Source organism: Streptomyces sp. NPDC041108, from assembly GCF_055592645.1.
In genome coordinates this window covers 1-18862 of sequence record NZ_JBVIYK010000038.1, presented here as the reverse complement: position 1 = coordinate 18862, position 18862 = coordinate 1, and the positions used below count along the sequence as shown (strand labels likewise).

The 18862-nt window shown below is 69.0% G+C and carries 19 protein-coding genes and 1 pseudogene; 14 read left to right on the top strand and 6 right to left on the bottom strand.

What is annotated here, in order from left to right; all coding sequences use genetic code 11:
- Positions 1-229 precede the first annotated feature (229 nt).
- A complete protein-coding gene (locus ACZ6BB_RS41590; protein ID WP_471620282.1) occupies positions 230-751 on the top strand; it encodes a GNAT family N-acetyltransferase in 522 nt (173 codons plus the stop codon).
- A gap of 214 nt (positions 752-965) precedes the next feature.
- Here the strand turns inward: ACZ6BB_RS41590 and ACZ6BB_RS41585 are convergent, their stop codons facing one another.
- Together ACZ6BB_RS41585 and ACZ6BB_RS41580 are read right to left on the bottom strand one after the other, a co-directional pair.
- Positions 966-1382, bottom strand: a complete 417-nt coding sequence (locus tag ACZ6BB_RS41585) for a DUF4259 domain-containing protein (protein ID WP_471620281.1) — start codon at positions 1380-1382, stop codon at positions 966-968.
- Between the two features lie 61 nt (positions 1383-1443).
- A complete protein-coding gene (locus tag ACZ6BB_RS41580) occupies positions 1444-1584 on the bottom strand; it encodes a hypothetical protein (RefSeq protein ID WP_471620284.1) in 141 nt (46 codons plus the stop codon).
- Positions 1585-1965: 381 nt separating this feature from the next.
- Here ACZ6BB_RS41580 and ACZ6BB_RS41575 point away from each other — a divergent pair, with 381 nt between their 5' ends.
- On the top strand, positions 1966-2685 hold the full coding sequence (locus ACZ6BB_RS41575) for a hypothetical protein (RefSeq protein ID WP_471620280.1): 720 nt from the start codon (positions 1966-1968) through the stop codon (positions 2683-2685).
- 285 nt (positions 2686-2970) lie between these two features.
- On the opposite strand, the gene ACZ6BB_RS41570 is transcribed toward ACZ6BB_RS41575, so the two are convergent.
- Together ACZ6BB_RS41570 and ACZ6BB_RS41565 are read right to left on the bottom strand one after the other, a co-directional pair.
- Entirely contained in the window at positions 2971-3189 is a 219-nt protein-coding gene (locus ACZ6BB_RS41570) for a hypothetical protein (protein WP_471620279.1), read from the bottom strand.
- A 292-nt stretch (positions 3190-3481) separates the two neighbouring features.
- Positions 3482-4201 carry an IS6 family transposase gene (locus ACZ6BB_RS41565; protein ID WP_471620278.1) on the bottom strand — a complete coding sequence of 240 codons (720 nt, stop codon included), beginning with the start codon at positions 4199-4201 and terminating at the stop codon, positions 3482-3484.
- A 246-nt stretch (positions 4202-4447) separates the two neighbouring features.
- On the opposite strand from ACZ6BB_RS41565, the gene ACZ6BB_RS41560 reads away from it, so the two are divergent.
- From ACZ6BB_RS41560 to ACZ6BB_RS41545, 4 genes are all read left to right on the top strand, one after another.
- The gene (locus ACZ6BB_RS41560) at positions 4448-5671 is read left to right on the top strand and encodes a hypothetical protein (protein ID WP_471620277.1); all 1224 of its coding nucleotides are present in this window, start codon (positions 4448-4450) and stop codon (positions 5669-5671) included.
- 99 nt (positions 5672-5770) lie between these two features.
- Positions 5771-7126: a sensor histidine kinase gene (locus ACZ6BB_RS41555; protein ID WP_471620276.1), complete on the top strand. Its 1356-nt coding sequence runs from the start codon at positions 5771-5773 to the stop codon at positions 7124-7126.
- Positions 7127-7130: 4 nt separating this feature from the next.
- A complete protein-coding gene (locus ACZ6BB_RS41550; protein WP_471620275.1) occupies positions 7131-7775 on the top strand; it encodes a response regulator in 645 nt (214 codons plus the stop codon).
- Between the two features lie 942 nt (positions 7776-8717).
- Positions 8718-9428, top strand: coding sequence for a competence protein CoiA family protein (locus ACZ6BB_RS41545; protein ID WP_471620274.1), 711 nt, complete (start codon positions 8718-8720; stop codon positions 9426-9428).
- Positions 9429-10253: 825 nt separating this feature from the next.
- On the opposite strand, the gene ACZ6BB_RS41540 is transcribed toward ACZ6BB_RS41545, so the two are convergent.
- Positions 10254-10538 (bottom strand): hypothetical protein, encoded by a 285-nt coding sequence (locus ACZ6BB_RS41540; RefSeq protein ID WP_471620273.1) that lies wholly within the window; start codon positions 10536-10538, stop codon positions 10254-10256.
- A gap of 148 nt (positions 10539-10686) precedes the next feature.
- Here ACZ6BB_RS41540 and ACZ6BB_RS41535 point away from each other — a divergent pair, with 148 nt between their 5' ends.
- The 6 genes and pseudogenes from ACZ6BB_RS41535 (at position 10687) to ACZ6BB_RS41510 (ending at position 16547) form a co-directional block, all read left to right on the top strand.
- On the top strand, positions 10687-11406 hold the full coding sequence (locus tag ACZ6BB_RS41535; protein ID WP_471620272.1) for an IS6 family transposase: 720 nt from the start codon (positions 10687-10689) through the stop codon (positions 11404-11406).
- 66 nt (positions 11407-11472) lie between these two features.
- A pseudogene (locus tag ACZ6BB_RS41530) lies at positions 11473-11583 on the top strand (ATP-binding protein); the annotation flags it as partial.
- Positions 11584-11723: 140 nt separating this feature from the next.
- On the top strand, positions 11724-12176 hold the full coding sequence (locus ACZ6BB_RS41525) for a GNAT family N-acetyltransferase (protein ID WP_471620271.1): 453 nt from the start codon (positions 11724-11726) through the stop codon (positions 12174-12176).
- 274 nt (positions 12177-12450) lie between these two features.
- On the top strand, positions 12451-12999 hold the full coding sequence (locus tag ACZ6BB_RS41520; protein WP_471620270.1) for a YciI family protein: 549 nt from the start codon (positions 12451-12453) through the stop codon (positions 12997-12999).
- A 73-nt stretch (positions 13000-13072) separates the two neighbouring features.
- Positions 13073-14212, top strand: coding sequence for a GDSL-type esterase/lipase family protein (locus tag ACZ6BB_RS41515; protein ID WP_471620283.1), 1140 nt, complete (start codon positions 13073-13075; stop codon positions 14210-14212).
- A gap of 1531 nt (positions 14213-15743) precedes the next feature.
- The gene (locus ACZ6BB_RS41510) at positions 15744-16547 is read left to right on the top strand and encodes a hypothetical protein (RefSeq protein WP_471620269.1); all 804 of its coding nucleotides are present in this window, start codon (positions 15744-15746) and stop codon (positions 16545-16547) included.
- Here ACZ6BB_RS41510 and ACZ6BB_RS41505 read toward each other — a convergent pair.
- Positions 16502-16975 carry a hypothetical protein gene (locus ACZ6BB_RS41505; protein ID WP_471620268.1) on the bottom strand — a complete coding sequence of 158 codons (474 nt, stop codon included), beginning with the start codon at positions 16973-16975 and terminating at the stop codon, positions 16502-16504. The genes ACZ6BB_RS41510 and ACZ6BB_RS41505 overlap by 46 nt on opposite strands.
- Before the next feature lie 109 nt (positions 16976-17084).
- Between ACZ6BB_RS41505 and ACZ6BB_RS41500 the strand changes: the two genes are divergently transcribed.
- Together ACZ6BB_RS41500 and ACZ6BB_RS41495 are read left to right on the top strand one after the other, a co-directional pair.
- Positions 17085-17759, top strand: coding sequence for a ribonuclease FAU-1 family protein (locus ACZ6BB_RS41500; protein ID WP_471620267.1), 675 nt, complete (start codon positions 17085-17087; stop codon positions 17757-17759).
- A gap of 586 nt (positions 17760-18345) precedes the next feature.
- Positions 18346-18756 carry a hypothetical protein gene (locus ACZ6BB_RS41495; protein WP_471620266.1) on the top strand — a complete coding sequence of 137 codons (411 nt, stop codon included), beginning with the start codon at positions 18346-18348 and terminating at the stop codon, positions 18754-18756.
- Positions 18757-18862: the final 106 nt, after the last annotated feature.

Here is an 18862-nt window from a genome sequence, read left to right as displayed (position 1 = left end):
CGGCCTGGACGAAGGCGACCCCGAACTCTTCTACCTCTGCCCAGGCGCCCAACCACCCGGCCTGGTCAAGGCCGAAGGTTAAACGCCAAGCTCAGCGTTTCGGGAGGCACTCCAGCCACGTCATGTTCGATGTTCATCACAAGCGGCAGCGACGCCAGCGAGTCCGGTCGGCGCCGACGCACGGCCCCAAGCCGGTAGAAATCCGTTGTCGTGCCATCGCCGCGGTCGCATGCTTCAGACCGTGATCACTGAAGACGACTCCACCGATGCCACCGTCACCGTGCCTGTCACCGTGCGCGATCTGTTGCCCCAGGATTTGCCAGCGTGCACCTGGTCCGGCTCGGCCACCCACCTACGCCACGTAGAGCGAGAGCTGGCGCGAGCTGCCTCGGGCGAGGTGGACTACCTGGCTGTATGCACTCCCGTGGATCTGCCGGTGGCGATCGGCGGCATCGACTACGAGGTCGCCGAGGAAGCCGGAACCCTGTGGCAGCTCGCCGTGCTGCCGGCGTTGCAGTCCTGCGGCTTGGGCACGCTGCTCGTCCGCGCTGCCGAACAGCGGATCAGGCACCGTGGGTTGCGCAGGGCCGAACTCGCGGTGGAGGAGGACAACCCCCGGGCGCGCGCCCTGTACGAGCGCCTGGGCTACATCGCACACGGCCGCAAACCGGAAGCCTGGGACGAGGAAGGGCCCGACGGGTCGATCCGTCGCCACGAGACGATGTGCGTTCTCATGCGAAAGGGCCTCTGAGCCCGCGCCCAGCGGCGCTTGCGCAACGGGGGCAGCCAGGTGGTCGTCGCTCAGCGGCCTGTCCCAGGCGCCGTTGAGTACCCGGCGAGTCGGTGCAGGTGCTGTCGGAACTGGTGAATGTTCGATTCGCACCCACCACTGTCTGCTGCCCGAAGCGGTGAACAAATGCTGTCCGCTCTCGGGTTCTGGCACGAGTTCCGTGAAGCGGTCACGATTAGTGATCAGCGGGTTTTTCGAGTGCTTGGAGGATCTGTCGCACCTCCTGGCGCCACTGGGCGGCGTCGGCGCTGTCCACCCAGCCGGTTGCGAGTTCTGATCCGTCCTGGAGAACCCGGTCCAGTGCGAGTCTCGCCGACGAACGAAGCGAGGCCGGCAGTTCGGGCAGTGGTTCCCTGGGGCCGTCATCGGGGTCAATCACCATGGGGCTGTCCGGGAGGGTGCTGGCGACAAGATAGCCGGCGGCAACGGCTTCGGCCCCGTCTCCGCCGTCGACGCGTTCTCCCGAGTCGGTGACTCGCTGGAATGCCCGCTCCAGCACGTCGATGACCTGCTGGTGGGTGAGTCCCTCGAGTTCATCGACGAAGTCTGCGGCGAGGTCGCTGGCGAATGGGCCGGTTCCCCACGTTCCCATGCATGGCTCCTGATACGGCTGTCTTGGACGAAGGCATGGTTCCAGGAGCCACTGAGATTGGTCACGGGGCGAGGAGGACCCGCTTGCGGAGCAGTGCGAAGCCGGCGCGTCCGAACATCTGGCGCTTGAGCATCTTGATCCGGTTGACGTGTCCTTCGACGACGCCGGAGTTCCAGGGCAGGGTCTGTCGACGGTCATGCAATTCCCCACCTCAGGTGGGTTCAGTCAGCTAATTCCCCATCCGCGCGGTCATGCTTCCCCACGGGGACGGCGGTCGCGAACGGCGCTAAGGGATGGCGGCTGTCGCCTTGGGGGCGGCGGCCAGTCGCAGGCCGACTTCCACGAGGGTCCAGCCGACGCGCTGAAGGAAGCGGCCTCCGGCGGCGAGGACGGCCGGCTGGGAGACCTGAGCTGCTCAACAGGGTGCCAGGGGTCGGAGACACACCCGAGGAAGGCCGCGGCTTCGCCGGTTCTCTCACTCCAGTCATCGGAACCGACCGGTCGTGCCCGAATCTGGCCACAGTTGCTCCGTCTGGCCCACCTCCTGACGCCTGCGATCGCGTCCAGGACTAGCGTCTGTTTCATGAGCGGGCTGCGCAGGCCGGGCGGTGGACAGGAACACGCCCCGCTGCCCGACGAAATCCAGGCCAGACTCGGGAAGCGCCTGGACGACGTCGCCAAGATCCTCGCCGGGGCCCTGGTCACCGTCGCGGGCGTCATGACCGCTCTCGGGCTCACCAGCGACGTCGTCTTCGTCGCGCTCAACAACGAGTCGTGGCCCATCTACGTGGCGTCGCTCTGCGCGATCCTGGCGATTGTCTGCAGCATCGTGGCACTACTGATGCGTCCCACACGACGGGGCAACATGTGGGAGACGGTGGTGCTCATCCTCGGGGTGATCTTCTACATGGTTGCGCTGAGCGTGGCGGTGGTCGGTGCCGCGAAGGCGGCGGGCGGGAACGGGCGGCCGTCCATCACTGATGTCCGGCTCACGGGGCCCCGGTCTGATCCGAGGCTGAGGTTCGGCGTCCACGCCGACGGCGTGGATACGTGGGCCACCATCGAGGTGTACGGAAACGCTGTGGATGAGGCCGGGGAGCCTCTGGAGCCGCCGGTGGATTTCTTCCACAGCGTTCTCCGGCCCAATGATCGAGGTGTGATCGAGCACCGGGTCGACACGCCGGTCACTGTTCCGGCCGGGGCGTGGGGTATCGAGATCGGGGCCGTGGTCGCCAACGGGGCGAACGACTGCGAGACGCTCGCGGAGCGCGGGCCCACATGTGTGATGATCCAGCTGCCCTGAGGTACCCAGACCGGCGGGCGCGGGCCCAGGCACCTGTACGAGGCCGAGCATCTCCTCGCGGTTGAGCCCGGCCGCCTCGTGGGCACCGTCTTTTGGATGTCACGTGGTCGACTCCTGAGATCGCCGGTTTCACCCCGAAACCGATGAGCCGGCGCCCGCTGAAACGGCACTACACCCTCGGGTTCCCGCTGAGGCCCCTTCAGCCCGCGTGAACTTGTGGGCTTCACGGCCCCGGTGTCCTATCCCTGACCCACGGTGCAAAGTAGGCCGGGCGCGAAGGGCTCGTTACGACTCGGCGTCCGGCGCGAGGATGGTGCTGGACGGGGGCGCGGGACGTCGGCAGCCGCTGAACACCTGCTCGCGCGGGACGCCGTGCCTGGCGAGGGCGTCGAGCTGGGAGTCGAGTTCCTGCCCGAGGGTCGAGCAGCGGGCGTAGCCGATCCGGATGTCCGCGCCCGGGGTGTCCGGGTCGACCGGGCCGGCGGCCGGGCGCCGGACCGCCACGGCTGCCCCGGCCCGCGGTCGGCCGGGGTCTGGACCCGCAGGAGCTTCGCGAGCCGGGGCACCTTCGTGAACCGGCCAGTGCGGTACGTCCCGGCGACCGCGCCGCCGCGCGAGCGGCACGGCGATCAGCCGGGGCGGCGCGCCAGCATGAGAGGCCTCTACTTCGCACCGTGGGTCAGCGATAGGACACCGAGGGGCGTTGTCACGTTGTCACGTGTGTGACTGCTGACTGCTGACTGCTGACTGCTGACGGCGCATCGGGGCAGAGTGGGCTTGGGAGCCGGTCCTGTGGTCAGGCCGTGGTGGGCCGGTCGGCAGCGCCGGTGATCTGGTCCCAGATCACGAAGCGGATGGTCATCTCGGCGCGGTAGTGGTGTGTGGTCATCAGGTGCCGACGGGGTCGGAAGTGGGGTGAGATGCCGCTGAACGCGGACAGAAACCGCTGTGCTCCGCCCACGGAGCGGAAGCCCTTCATCGCCCGTTCGCGCTGCCGGGTCGGCTGGTGGCTGTTCTCGGCCCGGTTGTTGAGGTACTTCGACTGCCGGTGCTCGACGCAGGGCATGACCTCGCGGCGGGCGGCGCCGTAGGAGCGGAGCCTGTCGGTGACGATCACCCGCGGCACCGTGCGGGTCTTCTTCATCAGGCGGCGCAAGAAGCGCCTGGCCGCGGCCTTGTCCCGGCGGTCCTGCACGAGGATGTCCAGGACGTTGCCATCCTGGTCGACGGCCCGCCACAGGTACTTCTGTTCCCCATTGATCTTGATGAAGACCTCGTCCAGGTGCCACTTGTCATCAGGCCGGGGCTGCCGGCGGCGCAGCGCGCCTGCGTAGGTCTGCCCGAACTCGGCGCACCAGCGGCGCACCGTCTCGTAGGAGACGGTCACTCCGCGCTCGAGCATCAACTCCTCGACCTCGCGGAACGACAGCGGGAAACGGAAGTACAGCCACACACAGTGGGAGATCACCTCGACCGGGTACCGGTGCCCCTTGTACGACGGAGCCACGGCCCCCACGGAACAGCCCCCTCCCACACGATCAACCAGAAGATCATCCCACCCGCTCAGCCAACGTGACAGCGCCTTGGTAGATGCTCATGAAATGTCCGTCCGAGGTTCCTGTCGGATCCGCAGGGCCTCGTCCGCCCGGACGAGAGAACCCGGCCGATCGGACGGGAAGCATGGCCGGTCGGCCGTCGCGGAGCCGGGAGTACGCGGGCTAGCGTCCTTCTCACCGAGTAACACCAGGGAGAGGAAGGCCCGATGGATCAGCGAACTTCCGACCGTAACGCCGGCGCGACCACCGAGTTCGAGCGAGACGTCGTCGAGCTGCTGCTGGCGACGATGAGCCAGGTGGCCAAGGAGGAACGCGAGGACGTCGGTACGGAAAGCGTGCTGAGCGCGCTCGTGTCGGGCGACTCGGCCGCAGGTTCCGCGATCGCCCCCGGGATGAAGGCCGCCGGCTCGCTCGGCGGGTCGATCGGGTGCCGGGGGACATCCGTGTGGGTCAGTGACGACGCGGGTGACGGTGCGGCGGAAGCCCCGGACGACGAGCGGGAGATCGACGCATTCTGGCGGGAGGTCCGGCAGGAGCAAGCCAAGAGGCTGCGCTGGAAGAACCGGAAGAAGAAGGAAGAGGAACAGCAAGGCATTGAACTCCCGCCGATGACCGGTGCGTTGCGGACCTGCCTGCGCAAGGCGCTGGAGACCGCACGGGAGGAGGGCACCCTTGCGGTGCGCGTCCGCCATGTGGCGCACGCACTGGTCGAGCTGCCCGATTCGCGTGCTCGCGAAGCCATGGTGGTGGAAAAGCTGGACGTCTCCGCCGCCTCTGCTGCGCTCGACGCGTTGCGCGGGAGCGACAGCACGCCGGAGCCCGGCTCGGTGGTGATGCTGCGCCAGTCGGGGACGTTCGGGAAGAGCGGTAATCCGCTGACCCGGAAGTTCACCGCCTGGATCCTCGGGGGCGGCGCGGGGTTCGGTTCCTCGGTCGTGAGCGCGGTGCGCGCGGAGGCGCTACGGGGGGCGGTGCGGCGCGGGGCGCCGGAGCAGGAGCCCGTCGATGCACTGTCGGGTATCCTGGCGCTGGACCGGTCGTTGACCGTCGCGGGGCGTGAGCTGCCCGAGAAGCTGAGGGAAGCGAACCAGGGGGCGGAACTGCTGCGCCGACACGGCGCCCGGCAGGATGCTGTCACCCGAGTGCTGGTTCCCGCCACCGGGGTCGCGGAGGCGGAGCTCCCGGAGGTCCGCGGCACCGCCGACTTCGAGCGACGGCTCCTGCACGTCACACAGCTCACCGCTGCCGCTCAGAACTCGCCCACGGTCGGCACGACCCACCTGCTGGCCGCCCTGCTGGACAGGACCGGGACGGACGCGGAGTCCGCGGCGGAGATCGAGCGTGTACTGACCGAGAGCGGGGTGGACGTCGCCGGGCTGCGGGCGGAGCCCGAGCTCCGGGTCCCCGGAGGAGCGGCACGAGCTGCCTGAGCCCGCAGCGGTTCGCCAACGCGTATGACGAGGACGGCCGTTGAGAACGGCACCCACACGGAGGAAACCATGATCCCGGCAGTGCGACCGTGGAGGCGGATGCGCCGCGAAGCCACCGCGATCCAGGACGCGGTGCGCGCCGCGCCCCGGCGGTCAGTCGTCGCCGAGTCCGTACTCGCCGGCCTGGTCCTGCTGTGCACGCTGGCGCCGTTTCCGCTGGTACCGCCGGCCCATCCGGTCACCGCTGCTCTCCTGGGGGTGTGGGCGGCGCTGCTCGTGCCCGCACGGCGTATGTACCCGGCCCTGGCGGTCCTGGGCTGCGTGCCCTTGATCGCCGGGGACAACATGTGGGCGACGGTGGTGGTGCCGTGCGTCGTGTGGTCCGCCACGCGCCGCATCGCCCCCGCACGGCGCGCCTGGAGGGTGGTCGGGGCGAGCACTGCCGGCTCCGTGCTCGCGTCGATCGCCGCCCAATCCCTCAGCGGACTCCCGAAGATGCCGTACCTGGCCGCCGGCGTCGGCATGAGCGCGCTGTTCATCGCGCTGCCCGCGCTGTCCGGCCTGATGCTGGGGCGTCGCCGTCCGCTGACCGGTCTGCTGCGGGAACGCAACGCCTACCTCGAACAGGCCCGCTTCCTCACCGACGAGGCGGCCCGTATGGAGGAACGGGCGCGCATCGCCGCGGAGATGCACGATCTGCTCGGCCACCGCATCGGCCTCATCTCGATGCACGCCGGAGCCCTCCAGCTCGCTGCCGAACGACAGGCGCCCCCGCTGGCCGCCCAGGCCGAACTCCTGCACACCACCGCCGGAACGGCCATGGAAGAGCTGCGCGGCATCCTCGGCGTCCTCCGCCACCAGTCGGACAAGGAGACCGCCGAGCGAGGGACCCGCGAAGACCTCTCGGCCCTCGTGGCGGACTCCCGGAGCGCGGGGGCCGACGCCGAACTGCACTGGCACGCGACCGGGCCGGCGGACGCGGACGCCCGCACGCGGCAGGCCGTCCACCGTGTCACCCGCGAAGGACTCGCCAACGCCCTGAAGCACGCGCCCGGAGCGCCTGTCCGCGTGACCTTCCACGACGAGGGGGACACAGTGGTGGTCACCGTGGTCAACGATGCACCGCCGGTGGCCCGTTCGCCCGGGGACGGGAACCGGAGCGGACTCGTCGGGCTCCAGGAGAGGATCACCCTGCTCGGTGGCGCCCTCAACGCCGGACCGCGTCCGGAGGGCGGCTTCGTCCTCTCCGCCCGTATACCCGCCCGGCCCGACGTGCCGCCCGTGTACGCCACTTCGTCCGAGCCGGTGTCCGACGGGGCGGGCTCCCGGCCCCCGCTGTCCACGGAGGTCCTCACCTGGCCCCGTCTCCTGGGCGGGGGCTGCGCGGCGATGCTGGTGTTGCTCCCGACAGTCGGCGGCACCCTCGCCCTGCTGATCATGGCGGTTCTACACTGAGCCGATGATCCGAGTCCTGATCGCTGATGACGAGGCGCTCATGCGCACCGGGATCCGGCTGATCCTGGAGAACGACGACAAGGTCCGTATCGTGGCCGAGGCGCAAAACGCCCGCGAAGCCGTCGAAGCCTGCCGAGCCCACCCCGTCGACGTCGCGCTCCTCGACATCCGCATGCCCGGCGACGGCATCACCGGCGCCGCCGAGATCGCCCGCCACTCGCCCCGCACCCGAGTGGTCATGCTGACGGCCTTCGGCGAAGAACCGAGCGTCACCCGCGCCCTGCGCGCCGGAGCCGTGGGCTACCTCCTCAAGGACACCGGACCCCGCGACCTCATCGACGCCGTACGCCGCGCCGCCGCCGGAGAACCGGTCCTCGCCCCGCAGGTCACCCGCCAACTCATCGACTTCCGGACCCGGTCGGGCCACGGCAGCGACGCCGCGTCACGTCGGATCGCGGACCTGACACCGACCGAACGGAACATCCTCCGGCTACTGGGCACCGGCCTCTCCAACGCAGAGATCGCAGCACAGCTCCACCTCAGCTCCGGCACGGTCAAGGCCCACATCAGCAGCATCCTCACGCGCACCGGCTGCACCAACCGCGTCCAGGCGGCGGTGCTGGCACAGGAGGCGGGGCTGCACGGCTGACGCCCGGCCCCGTGAGGAGGGGCAGCCGATCCACGAGTCACAGCTGCTGCGACGGCTTCGCGCGGCCGGTGCCAGAACGCGGCAGGGGCGAAATGCCGCCCTGTTCGGGCGGGTAGTGGCTACGGTGCGAGGGCGTCCCCGTGCTGATCCGGAAGGGCGCACACCGCAGCTCCATTCCAGGGTGAGCCCGGCGGTGACGGCGTCGAAGTCCTGCCGCGGGCCGCTCCGCAGGGGCTTCAGCCCGATGTTCTCGGCGGCGGTGAGCCACTGCTCGAGCCGCGACTCGCAGACCACATGATCGCGCATGATGAGGACCAGTACGTGCCCGAATAGTGCTTCTGCCCCGACCGCCAGCGGAACGTGCGCCACGGTGCTGAGGGCTCGAAGACGTCGGAACCCGTCGTCGGCCAGTGCCGGTCCTCGTCGATCTGTCCGTCAGTCCGGCGCAGGCGCATCGAGACCTCGCCGACCACATGCAACATGGCCCACCCCGAGCAGCAAGAATGGGGAACGAAGCCCCGGTCCCGGCCAGCTGAGACATCTCCACGATCAGGCCGGGGAACGCTGCTGCATAGATCGAGGCACGGCATCCAGCACTACGCTCGGCAGGCTGACACCGTCTGGCTGGCTGATCCCGCGCGCTACGCCCCGATGGGGGCGGAGGACCGCCAGCTCACGCTGCAGGGCTACGAGGTCTACCGCATCGGCGGTCACGAACTGCGCAACCCCTCAGCCGGGGAAGCCATGCTCACCGAATTCTTCACCCGCCTGCTGTGCCGCCAAGGCCACCTCGAGCCTCGATGGAGAAGGAGCCCCGGCCATGTGCGCTCCAGTCTTGTCGGTCCGGTAGGCAACCGCAGGCGCTCTGTCAGTGGTGCCTGCTTATGTGCTGTCCTGTCAGGTACGTCGTGAGTCACGCCGGATCGCCAGGAGCTGCGCTTCATGCCTTTCACCGCGCTGCACCCCGACCTGGGCCGCCTCGATGCCGCTCTCCCCGACCTTGGTGGCGGCCTGGGCTGGAACCAAATCCACAAGGTCCGTCCACGCATCCCGCTGACCTGCCCCGAGTGTTCCTGGAGCCTGCACCCCAAGGTTTCCCGGTACGGCGTGCGGTTCTTCTGCCACGATCCAGGGCGGCCGCCGTCGTGCGAGCTGTCGAGCGAGTCATGGGAACACCACATGCTCAAGCTGGAGATGGCGGCCGCGATCCGGGCGGCCGGGTGGTACGCCCCGTTGGAGGTGCCGGCCGAGGACGGCTCCTGGCGCGCGGACGTCATGGCATCGTCCGTGGACGGTACTCAGCGCATGGCCTGGGAGGCTCAGCTGTCGCCGATCACCTTGGACGACATTGCTGCCCGCACCGGCCGCTACTCCGATGAAGGCATCCGGGTGTGCTGGGTGTCGCCGCACGAGCAATCCCCGCAGTGGATCAGCTCGGTGCCGGCCGTCCGGGTCAGGGCTCCGCAGGAGCGGGATCAACCGTGGGTGGTGGACGACGGGCTTGCCGGGTTCGTGTACCGGAGCGGGCGGTGGGAGTTCCAGGAGGAGCCGCTCGAGCGGTTCGTGCGCTGGGCGCTGGGCGCTGGAAGAGCAGCTCGTTCCCGTCGAGGTGCTACCCCGATACCGGCGGGTGTACCGGGTGGTCGACGGTGAGCAGCGGCGGTTCCGCCGGGATCAGTGGTGGACATCGCGGAGGTCGATCGCCGATCAGGACAAGCACGAGGCGATGCGGCAACGGCAGGAGGCCGCGCGGGCGGAACGGGAGGCGCGGCAGAAGGAGCAGGAAGAGGCTGCGGAGCGGCGGCGCCAGGAGCTGGAGGAGCAGGAACGTGCGCGGAAGGCCGAGGAGACCGAACGCCGACGCCTGCAGCGGGAGGAGGAGGCCCGAGTGCGCTTGGAGGAGGCGCAGCGCCGGTGGGCAGAGGAGGACGCGCGCCGGGAGCGGGAGCGGGTGGAACGCGAGGCGCGTCTTGCCCGGGAGCAAGCCGAGCGTGAAGAGCAGGAGCGCCAGGACCTGGAGACGGCGCGGGCGTGGTGGTGTCGGCTATCACCGCTGCAGCAAACCGAGCTATTCGCCGCCGTCGCCGAGTACGCCTGGCGCGAGTCGAGTGTTCGAGTGGAGGTCCCGGAGAAACCGATGATGTGGCCGCAGTACGCCCGCGGTGTTCCGGTCCACCTGGCCGACAAGCGGCGGACGCTGTACGGGGTCGTGCGGCCCTGCCCCGATCTGGTCTCCGCCTGCCCCACGCTCGCGGAGGAGCTGGTCTTGGTCCGCAGCGCCCAGGAGGCGCGCGAACTCACCGCAGTCCTGCCCCAGGGGCCGGATCGTCCACCTCGACCTGCCCGAGCACGAACAGCTCACCATGTGCTGAAGCGGCGGACTGGCAGCACTTCAACGGGAACAGCATCGCAACCACGCGGCTGCCGCTCTTCCCTCGGCGCTGAGGCGGGCCCGACCGGGCCCGCCTGGCAAGGCCATCAGGTCAGGGCAGCGTGGTCGGCCTCGGTGGCCTCCATCAGGTCTGGCCGCTCTCCGTTCGCCGGGTGGACGATCCGGATGAGACCGCCGTCGTGCAGGTCGATCATCGCCTTGTAAAGCCCGAACTGCTTCTCCTGCCATGCCACGCGCCGGGGGTCTTCCTCGGCGGCGCTTCGCTCGAAGTTCGCCGGGTGGATGGTGTGAAAGAAGTCGGAGGCGGCCACGGGCTCTGGTGACTGGGCGATCAGGCGAAGGAGCTCATACTCGTCGGCGTTCAGCGTCATGACGGCAGCGTAGAGGGCCGGGATGGGGGTCGCCGTGGTTAGCGCCGTAGGCCCGGCCGCGCCCGCAGCAACTGCTCGTCACGGCGCTGTCACGTTGGTTGGCCGGGTGGGATGATCTTCGGGTCGATCAGGCTGGGAGGGGTCGTTTGTGGGGAGTGCGTCGCTGTCGTACCAGGGGCACCGGTACCCGGTCGAGGTGATCTCCCACTATGTGTGGCTGTACTTCCGTTTCCCGCTGTCGTTCCGCGAGGTCGAGGAGTTGATGCTCGAGCGCGGAGTGACCGTCTCCTACGAGACGGTGCGCCGCTGGTGCGCCGAGTTCGGGCAGACCTACGCAGGCGCGCTGCGCCGCCGGCAGCCCCGGCCCGGGGACAAGTGGCACCTGGACGAGGTCTTCATCAAGATCAATGGGGAACAGAAGTACCTGTGGCGGGCCGTCGACCAGGATGGCAACGTCCTGGACATCCTCGTGCAGGACCGCCGGGACAAGGCCGCGGCCAGGCGCTTCTTGCGCCGCCTGATGAAGAAGACCCGCACGGTGCCGCGGGTGATCGTCACCGACAGGCTCCGCTCCTACGGCGCCGCCCGCCGCGAGGTCATGCCCTGCGTCGAGCACCGGCAGTCGAAGTACCTCAACAACCGGGCCGAGAACAGCCACCAGCCGACCCGGCAGCGCGAACGGGCGATGAAGGGCTTCCGCTCCGTGGGCGGAGCACAGCGGTTTCTGTCCGCGTTCAGCGGCATCTCACCCCACTTCCGACCCCGTCGGCACCTGATGACCGCACACCACTACCGCGCCGAGATGACCATCCGCTTCGCGATCTGGGACCAGATCACCGGCGTCGCCAGCCCCGCCGCCACGGCCTGACCACAACCCGGAACCGGGCTCCACCACGCCACGACGTGCCATCAGACACCTATCCACCCAACAACGTGGCAGCGCCCCTTCACCGACCCCCGCCTCTGCGCGGCCATCGTCGACCGCCTCACCTTCAACGGCACAATCATCGAGACCGGCACCGATTCCTACCGTCTGGCCAGCACTCGCGCCCGAGCCGAGGAACCCGCCAAGGCTGGCTGGCTGAGCTCAGTGGTTGTCGATCTTGACGTGCCTGACGAGCGTGAAGTCAGATGCGGTGTCGAGTTTCGTCATCAGAAGCGGTACCGCTGCATAGGGGTTTTGGTGTGTTCATAGCGAAAGAGGATACTTTCGATCCTGAGGAGATGCTCAGCCTCTACGACTCAGTCGGCTGGGAGGGCTACACCAAAGACGTCGACAAGCTCTGCCGCGGCCTACTGAACTCGCACCTCGTCATCACAGCACGCGACGGTTCAGGAACGCTCCTCGGACTGGCCCGGACCATCTCTGACGACGAGCACATCTGTTACGTCCAGGACATCGTTGTCAACCCCAAGTATCACAGGCAGGGCATCGGCCGGGCCTTGATCGAGGACCTCATGCCACGCTACTCGCACTGCCGTTTCTTCCTCCTGTCCACGGACCACGAGTCGTCACCGGAGGGCAAGCGCAACCACGCGTTCTACCGGAGTCTGGGCTTCCTGTCCTACGAGGAAAAAGAGATGGCGGGCTTCGGACTGCCCAGAAACCGCCCAGATCTGCGTGACATGGCGCCATAAACGAAATTCATACGTGGCCTGAACCGCCCCCGGTCTCCCTTCCGGTCGACCTCTGCCACTACTCCCACCTTCGACGGCCAGCCGCCCTGACGGGCGGCTGGCCGTCCCGCATCCCCAGACACGACAGTGCCGTCGTTTGCCATCGACATCCGCGAGCTGGGTGATCACCAACCGCCTCCAGAACCGATCGACAAATGCTGTTCCTAGAGATCGACGAAGCCAGTTGCCAAAAGCCAGTTGAGAGGGCGCCTTTGATGGGGAAGGGTCTGTGGTCATGGAGTTCTTCTGCTACCACCGTGATCGGCCCGGCTCCCTTGCGTTACGCGAGGAGTTGGTGGAGGAGCACTGGTCCTACATGGACCGGTACACGAAGGAGCTGATCGTGCGCGGTCCGACCTTCGCCGATGATGGTGAAACACCCACCGGCAGCGTACACATCGTCGACCTGCCCGATCCGGCCGCCGCCCGAGCGTTCGCCTTCGACGAGCCCAACTACCAGGCCGGCGCGTACCGGGACGTGCTGCTGCGCCGGTGGCGCAATGTGCTGGGGCGCACCATGTGGGATTTCCCCGGCGGCCGGACCGACGGCAACCGGTACCTGGTGCTCGGCCTCGGCGAGGGCCCGGTCGCCGACCTCGCCCTGCCGCTCGACCAGGAGGAACTGGTCGCGTACGGGCCGCTGCTGTCCGACGACGGCGACACCTGGCTGGGTACGGCAGTGCTGCTCAGGGCTGCGGATCCGGACACGGCACGAGCCGTCCTGACTGCGGACCGGTACGCGGACATCGAGGTCCACGACTTCGAGTTCGGCGGGCGCCGATGAGCCACGAATGCGCCGGGTCGATGTCATCTGCGGTCCACATTGACCTGGGACAGGAGCGGTGAAGGTGGCGACGCTGCGGGAGGTTCCGCTGGTGGGCGGGCCGGTGGAGTTACGGGGCGCGCTGGACCTGGAGACCACACAGGCAGGGGTGATGCCGCGCCGGTTGCCCGCGTGGACCAAGGAGCAGTACCAGGACCCGTCGGTCTACGGAGTGACCGTGATGCCTTCGGGGGTGCGGCTGGTGTTCCGCACCGATGCGCGCGCATTGGAGCTGGAGGTACTCACCTCCACCGGCCAGCTCGACTCCGACCTCCACCCTCGCCCGACCGGGCTGCTGGAGCTGCTGGTGGACGGCCACCTGGCCGGGCGTCAGCGGGCACCGGTGGGCAACGTGCTGCGGATGGCGGGCCCCGGGGCCGCTCAACGGCTCATCCCGGGCGAACCAGCAACCGTACGGTTCGCTGGGCTGCCGGTCGGCATGAAGGGCATCGAGTTGTGGCTGCCACAGCAGACCCCAACGGAGCTGGTGGCACTGCGCGCTGACGGCGAGGTGCTGGCACCGCTGCCGGACGGGCGGCGCCGCTGGGTGCACTACGGCAGTTCCATCAGCCACTGCATCGAGGCCGACGGCCCGACCGGGACCTGGCCAGTGGTGGCAGCTGCGCTCGGAGGGGTAGAGGTGATCAACCTCAGCGAGGCGGGCAACGCGCTGCTGGATCCCTATGTCGCCCGGACGATCCGCGATACGCCCGCCGACCTGATCAGCCTCAAGGTGGGCATCAACATCGTGAGCCTGTCCGCCTTCCGGCTGCGAACGTTCGGCCCGGCGGTACACGGATTCCTGGACACGATCCGGGACGGGCACCCGGACACCCCGCTGCTGTTGATCTCTCCGGTGAGCTGTCCGGCCCTGGAGGAGGCCCCCGGCCCGACCGCGACCGGCCCGGACGGCAGGCTCGCTGCCCTGGGCGACCCGGCCGATGTGGCCGGCGGGGCATTGTCGCTGGCGGTCGTCCGTGCCGAGCTGGCCCGGATCGCTGCGGCACGACAGGCGTCCGATCCCCACCTCCACTATCTCGACGGACGCGAGCTGCTCGGCCCGGACGAGGCAGATGACCTGGCCGACGGCCTTCACCCCACCGCCGCCGCGTACCGTCGAATGGGCAAGCGTTTTGCAGCCCACGCCTTCGCGACCGACGGTCCCTTCCGCTGAGTGAGCTGGGCTCCACACCCAGCACCAGGTGTGGAGCTTCCACGCTCCTCCGGCCGGAGACGGGCGGTGGGGGATTCAGGTATCGGCCCATCCGGTATTGGGCGTGCGCCGCGGGTCATCGGTGAACGTCAGCTGAAGCGACGAGGCTGAGAAGATCACCCAGCTCCTCGGTGCCCAAGGTCCGCCTCCCGACCAGCCGTGGAGTCAGCCCAGCTTTGACGACGCATAGAGCTCGTGCCGGATAGACGCGGCTGCTCCCGCGGGGTAAGCCGGTAGTGCTGTCGGTGCGGGCTGTGATGCCGATGCCAGCCAGGCCAATTGACCTGACCCAGCGGGCAGACCTTGGGCCGCAGGGGGATCCGGTCAGGTCTGTAACGATGTACGCAGACAAGGTCCCGGTACTGGGGTCGGGGGCTCGTGGTGACAGCCGCGTGCCCCCGACTTCCTTCACAGACCGTACTGGTGCTGGTTTCCGCGTCGTGTTGACTGGCCCACGGCCCTCCCCCACGCGGTTCGCGCTTTACCGTCGTCGGGCGATGGTGGTGTAGACCAATGCCCCGCTCTGGTGTTTCCTTTGTACACGTCCGGAAGGCGTGACCCGGATCGTCGATGTGCTTCTTGGTGCGTTTGCGGGTCCTGCGCCCGCTGTGAAGGAATCAGCCCGCTGTGGAGGATGTTCGAACACACAGCGCAATGCTTTGACCTGGGAAACCAGAGCCAGTTGCCCCCGCTTAGAGCGACTGTAAACCGGGACTGTACCGACTCCGCGGCGTGCCCCCTCCAACCGCTGTACCGGGCCCCATGACTCGAGGTGCCACAGCATGTCCCGCCCCGGCCTGACAGCCACCCACAGCCCTGCCCGGGGCCTCCAGGACGCTCTGCAAGTCGCACCAGCTCGCAGACCGCCCCGGCCGCCCGAGCCCACTGTGCAGAAGGCGCCCAAGTCCCTCCAAGTCCCTCCAAGTACCTGCGGGTCCTGGACCAAGGCGACGCCCTCACCCTGCGCCATCGTGAGAGCCGCCCGGTCGACGGGGCGGGCGTCGACGAGGCGTTCGTGGAGGGGTTCCACTGGTCGGCGCCCGGGAAGCGTTCCTCCACCCAGATCCAACTCGGGACTAGCCGCCTCGACGAGCGGGGTCGGGGGATCGGCGCTGCACTCCAGAGAGGACGTCGCCTTCGGTCCGGCACATCTGGACGACACGCCGGGCGGCGCGGCAGGTGCCCTGTGACCTGTGGTGTGCCTGGCTGTTCCTCGTGGTGGGGTCGAGCGTGACAGTCCGGCCGGGACGGCTGCGAGGGCCTCGTCCTGGCGGTGGTGGTCATCACGCCCGCGCAGGAATCGGGACACCACCCGCCCCGTCATCACGGGCCGGACGTTTTTGCAGGTCAGCCCCGGCGGACAGGGGGGCGGCGCAGGTCCGGCAACCCTCTTGCCTCAAGGCGTCCTACTCACAGGAAGAACTCGACGGGGCCCAGGCGGAGGGAGTTGCTGCAGGCGCTGGGGATCTTCCAGAGGGCTACGCCCGATCAGTTGTGGAAGCTGACACGGCCGGACAACCAGCACGACAAGCTCGTACGGGACACCCTTCTGGATCTTCAGGACCACCACCTGGTGAGGATCGAGTTGGTACGGGAGGACCAGCGGCAGGTGTGGGTGCTGACCAAGCGCGGACACGGCGAGGCGAAGAAGCTGCTGGAGCCGAAGGGCATACGGGTCTCGGCGCTGCGTGAGGAGAAGTACGACCCGGACACCGGGGAACTGCTTGGCGCCAGCTACGACGACCACGCCGCGGCGGTCACCACGACGGCCGCCGAACTCCACCGTGCCGGGATCGGGCACCGGCTCGGCTTCGCCACCGAGATTCCGCACCGGCTCGCGGACAGGTACGTCCAGCGGACAGACCTGGTGGTGCGGGCGCCGGCGGCCGGTGTGCCGGTGATGCTGCTGGAGATCGACCGCCGTACCGAGGACGCGCACGACCTGGTGTCCAAGGTGCGCCGGTACTGGGAGTGGGGCCGGCTGTTGGCACCGGACGCGGACAAGCACACCGTGAACCTGGTCCGCTCCCAGCCGGGCGCGATCGAGGATGTCGGCCACGAGAAGCGGCTGTGGCGGCGGGTCTATCCGCAGACCGGCCGGGAGGGCCTGGTGCCACTCGCGTTCGTGTTCGCCGACACCACCGAGGCGAAGGTCGACAACACCGTGAAGGTCCTCGAGGCAGCCGGCCGCCGCTTCTGGGCGCCGCGCCGGTACGAAACCTACTACCGCGAGGCGATCACGGCGAAGGACTACAGCCAGGCCGTGCCGGTCGTCTTCACCACCCTGGAGCGCTGATGGAGCACGGCGCGGACGCGGCGGTGTGGCTTCGCCTGGGGCGCAAGGACGAACAGACCCTGACCGACGCGCTCGACAACCCCGACGGCGACGCTCTCTACCGCCGCCAGTACGCCCGCGCCGAAGCGGAAGACGAGCGGCGCCGTGCCGCTGAGCGAGAGGCGCAGCGCCCCGTGTGCAAGCGGTGCGGGCAGAAGTTCACCGACCAGCGCTGGGAGGAGACCACCGCGCACCGGACGGCCTGGAACGCCGGGGATGTGTCGGTGTGCGGCACCTGCCACGCCGACGACGTCGCCCGCGAGGAAGCCGCAGCCGAAGCCGCCCGTCCCCAGGCTGCCGCACCGCCGGAGCCGGAAGACGACGGCCAGGAGCCGGGCAAGCCCCCGCCGCAGCCTGTTCCGCCGGCGGACCTGACCCGGGCAAGCCAAAGGCGCTCCTGGGCAAGCCACCCTCCAACGGGGGCTTGCCCAGGGCGCACCCTCGGCGCTGGGCTGGAGACCGCGCGCCGAGACCCGGCCCGCGGCGAAGGAGGAACAGGTGCGCACCTTCGAGACGGGACAGACGGTCGTACGGCGCGACGTACACGGCTCAGGCCGGGTGTGGAGCGAGCACGCGCTGCGCGTCGTCGCCGACACCAGCGAGGCCCTGGTGGCCGCCTGCCCGCCAGGAGCCGAGACGCGCTGGCCGGCCCTGTACGTCAAGGCCCGCGATGATGGCGACCGATCGGTGCGCACGGAGGCGTTCGACGCGATGGCGACTGGCGTGTGGGAGCTCGCGGACGCCGTGTGGCAGGAGACCGAGCTGCTGCTGTTGAAGCCGCCGACGGCATGGTTCAGCGTCAACGCCTTCTACACCAGCGGCGGGCTGCGGAACTGGTACGTGAACTTCGAGCACCCCACCCGCCGTACGACGGACGGGTTCGACACCTTCGACCTCACCGTGGACCTGGTCGTCGACCCCGACCTGACCAGCTGGGAGTGGAAGGACGAAGACGAGTACGCGCACGTGCGGCGGCTCGGCATCGTCACCGACACCGAGCACCAGGCCGTGGACGCCGCCCGCGACCAGGTCATCGCCATGCTCACCGAGCACTCCGGCCCGTTCGCCGACGCCGCCTCGTGGATGTCCTGGCAGCGGAACCCGGCCTGGCCCGCCCCCCGACTGCCGCGCCCGATGCAGGGCAGGGAGGGGGTTGCACCGACGGGCGGCTGAACCGTTGTCTGGACGGTTGCCCCCAGCGGGGGACCCAAGGTGTGACCGGGCTCATGCACCAGGCAGCGGCGGCGCCGCACCCGGCTGACCCCTCTCCGCGCCATCTCCGTCAACCCCCGTCGCGCGGAAGGGGGCGGTCGTCCTGCGCGGGCCAACTCGGTGGGTGATGCCGCTGAAATGGACCTGACCTGCGCTATCCCGTACTGAAGGCCCCCCTTGTGCCGCCAGGCATTCAGGTAGGGCCCTCAGTGCAGCGGCAGCATCGCTCCGACCGGTGGTGTCACAAGCCCCAGTGGTCCCGCGCGATCTTGTAGAGCGCGTAGACCGGGCCCAACCAGCGGGCCCACCGATAGGCCCAGTCGTGCTTGCTACAGCAGTGCGCCCCTGGCGTGTGTGCCATCGGGCCACCCCATTTCTCCCTTTCTCCCTGGTGGAGGTCCACGGCCTGTCACTCCGGCGAAGAGACCCAGGCCGAAGACCCGACTTTCAGAAAAAGTCTGCGCAATCCGGATTAAATGATCAAGCGCGCTGGAGCGGCTATAAACTGTCTGAAATCGGGCTGAATGGCACGTGCACTCTCTGCCCGGTGGGTCCGCCGCCCTCCCACTCCGGCGAAGAGACCGAGGGCGGCGGACGGCTGCACCGCCCACAGCCCGACCACAGCTGGTCAGCGCGGTCGCGGTGGGGCTTCCCCCGCGACCTGGCGACAGTGATGCGCGCGGGAGGCGGGGCCAGCGCCCACGCCGTACGCGTCGGGCTGCGCGCGGTCGGCGCCGAGGTCTCCCACGGGCGGCTCGCTCCGGTCGCAGCGCGGTGCGCCGCGATCCTGGACTCCCCGACCCGTGCCGCGTCGCAGGACGGACGCGCACTGCGGCCCGCCCTGGACGACGTCCTGGACCTGGTCGTGCGCGCGACCGGCGAGCAGCTCCAGATCGTGGGCACCGGATCGCAGGGCGACACCGTGACCAGCCCGCCGGCCCGCCGCTTCACCTCATAAGGCCCGGTGTTGCACTAGACGAGTAGTTCCTATTGCGGGGTTCACGGACGCAGGGAGGGTGTCCAACATCGGGTTGTGACGACCGAGTTAGACACCCTCTTGACCG

Coding starts and splice junctions, on each gene's coding strand:
- ACZ6BB_RS41590 (WP_471620282.1), top strand. CDS start 230: ATGCTTCAGACCGTGATCACTGAAGACGACTCCACCGATGCCACCGTC.
- ACZ6BB_RS41585 (WP_471620281.1), bottom strand. CDS start 1,382: ATGGGAACGTGGGGAACCGGCCCATTCGCCAGCGACCTCGCCGCAGAC.
- ACZ6BB_RS41575 (WP_471620280.1), top strand. CDS start 1,966: ATGAGCGGGCTGCGCAGGCCGGGCGGTGGACAGGAACACGCCCCGCTG.
- ACZ6BB_RS41560 (WP_471620277.1), top strand. CDS start 4,448: ATGGATCAGCGAACTTCCGACCGTAACGCCGGCGCGACCACCGAGTTC.
- ACZ6BB_RS41555 (WP_471620276.1), top strand. CDS start 5,771: ATGCGCCGCGAAGCCACCGCGATCCAGGACGCGGTGCGCGCCGCGCCC.
- ACZ6BB_RS41550 (WP_471620275.1), top strand. CDS start 7,131: ATGATCCGAGTCCTGATCGCTGATGACGAGGCGCTCATGCGCACCGGG.
- ACZ6BB_RS41545 (WP_471620274.1), top strand. CDS start 8,718: ATGCCTTTCACCGCGCTGCACCCCGACCTGGGCCGCCTCGATGCCGCT.
- ACZ6BB_RS41540 (WP_471620273.1), bottom strand. CDS start 10,538: ATGACGCTGAACGCCGACGAGTATGAGCTCCTTCGCCTGATCGCCCAG.
- ACZ6BB_RS41520 (WP_471620270.1), top strand. CDS start 12,451: ATGGAGTTCTTCTGCTACCACCGTGATCGGCCCGGCTCCCTTGCGTTA.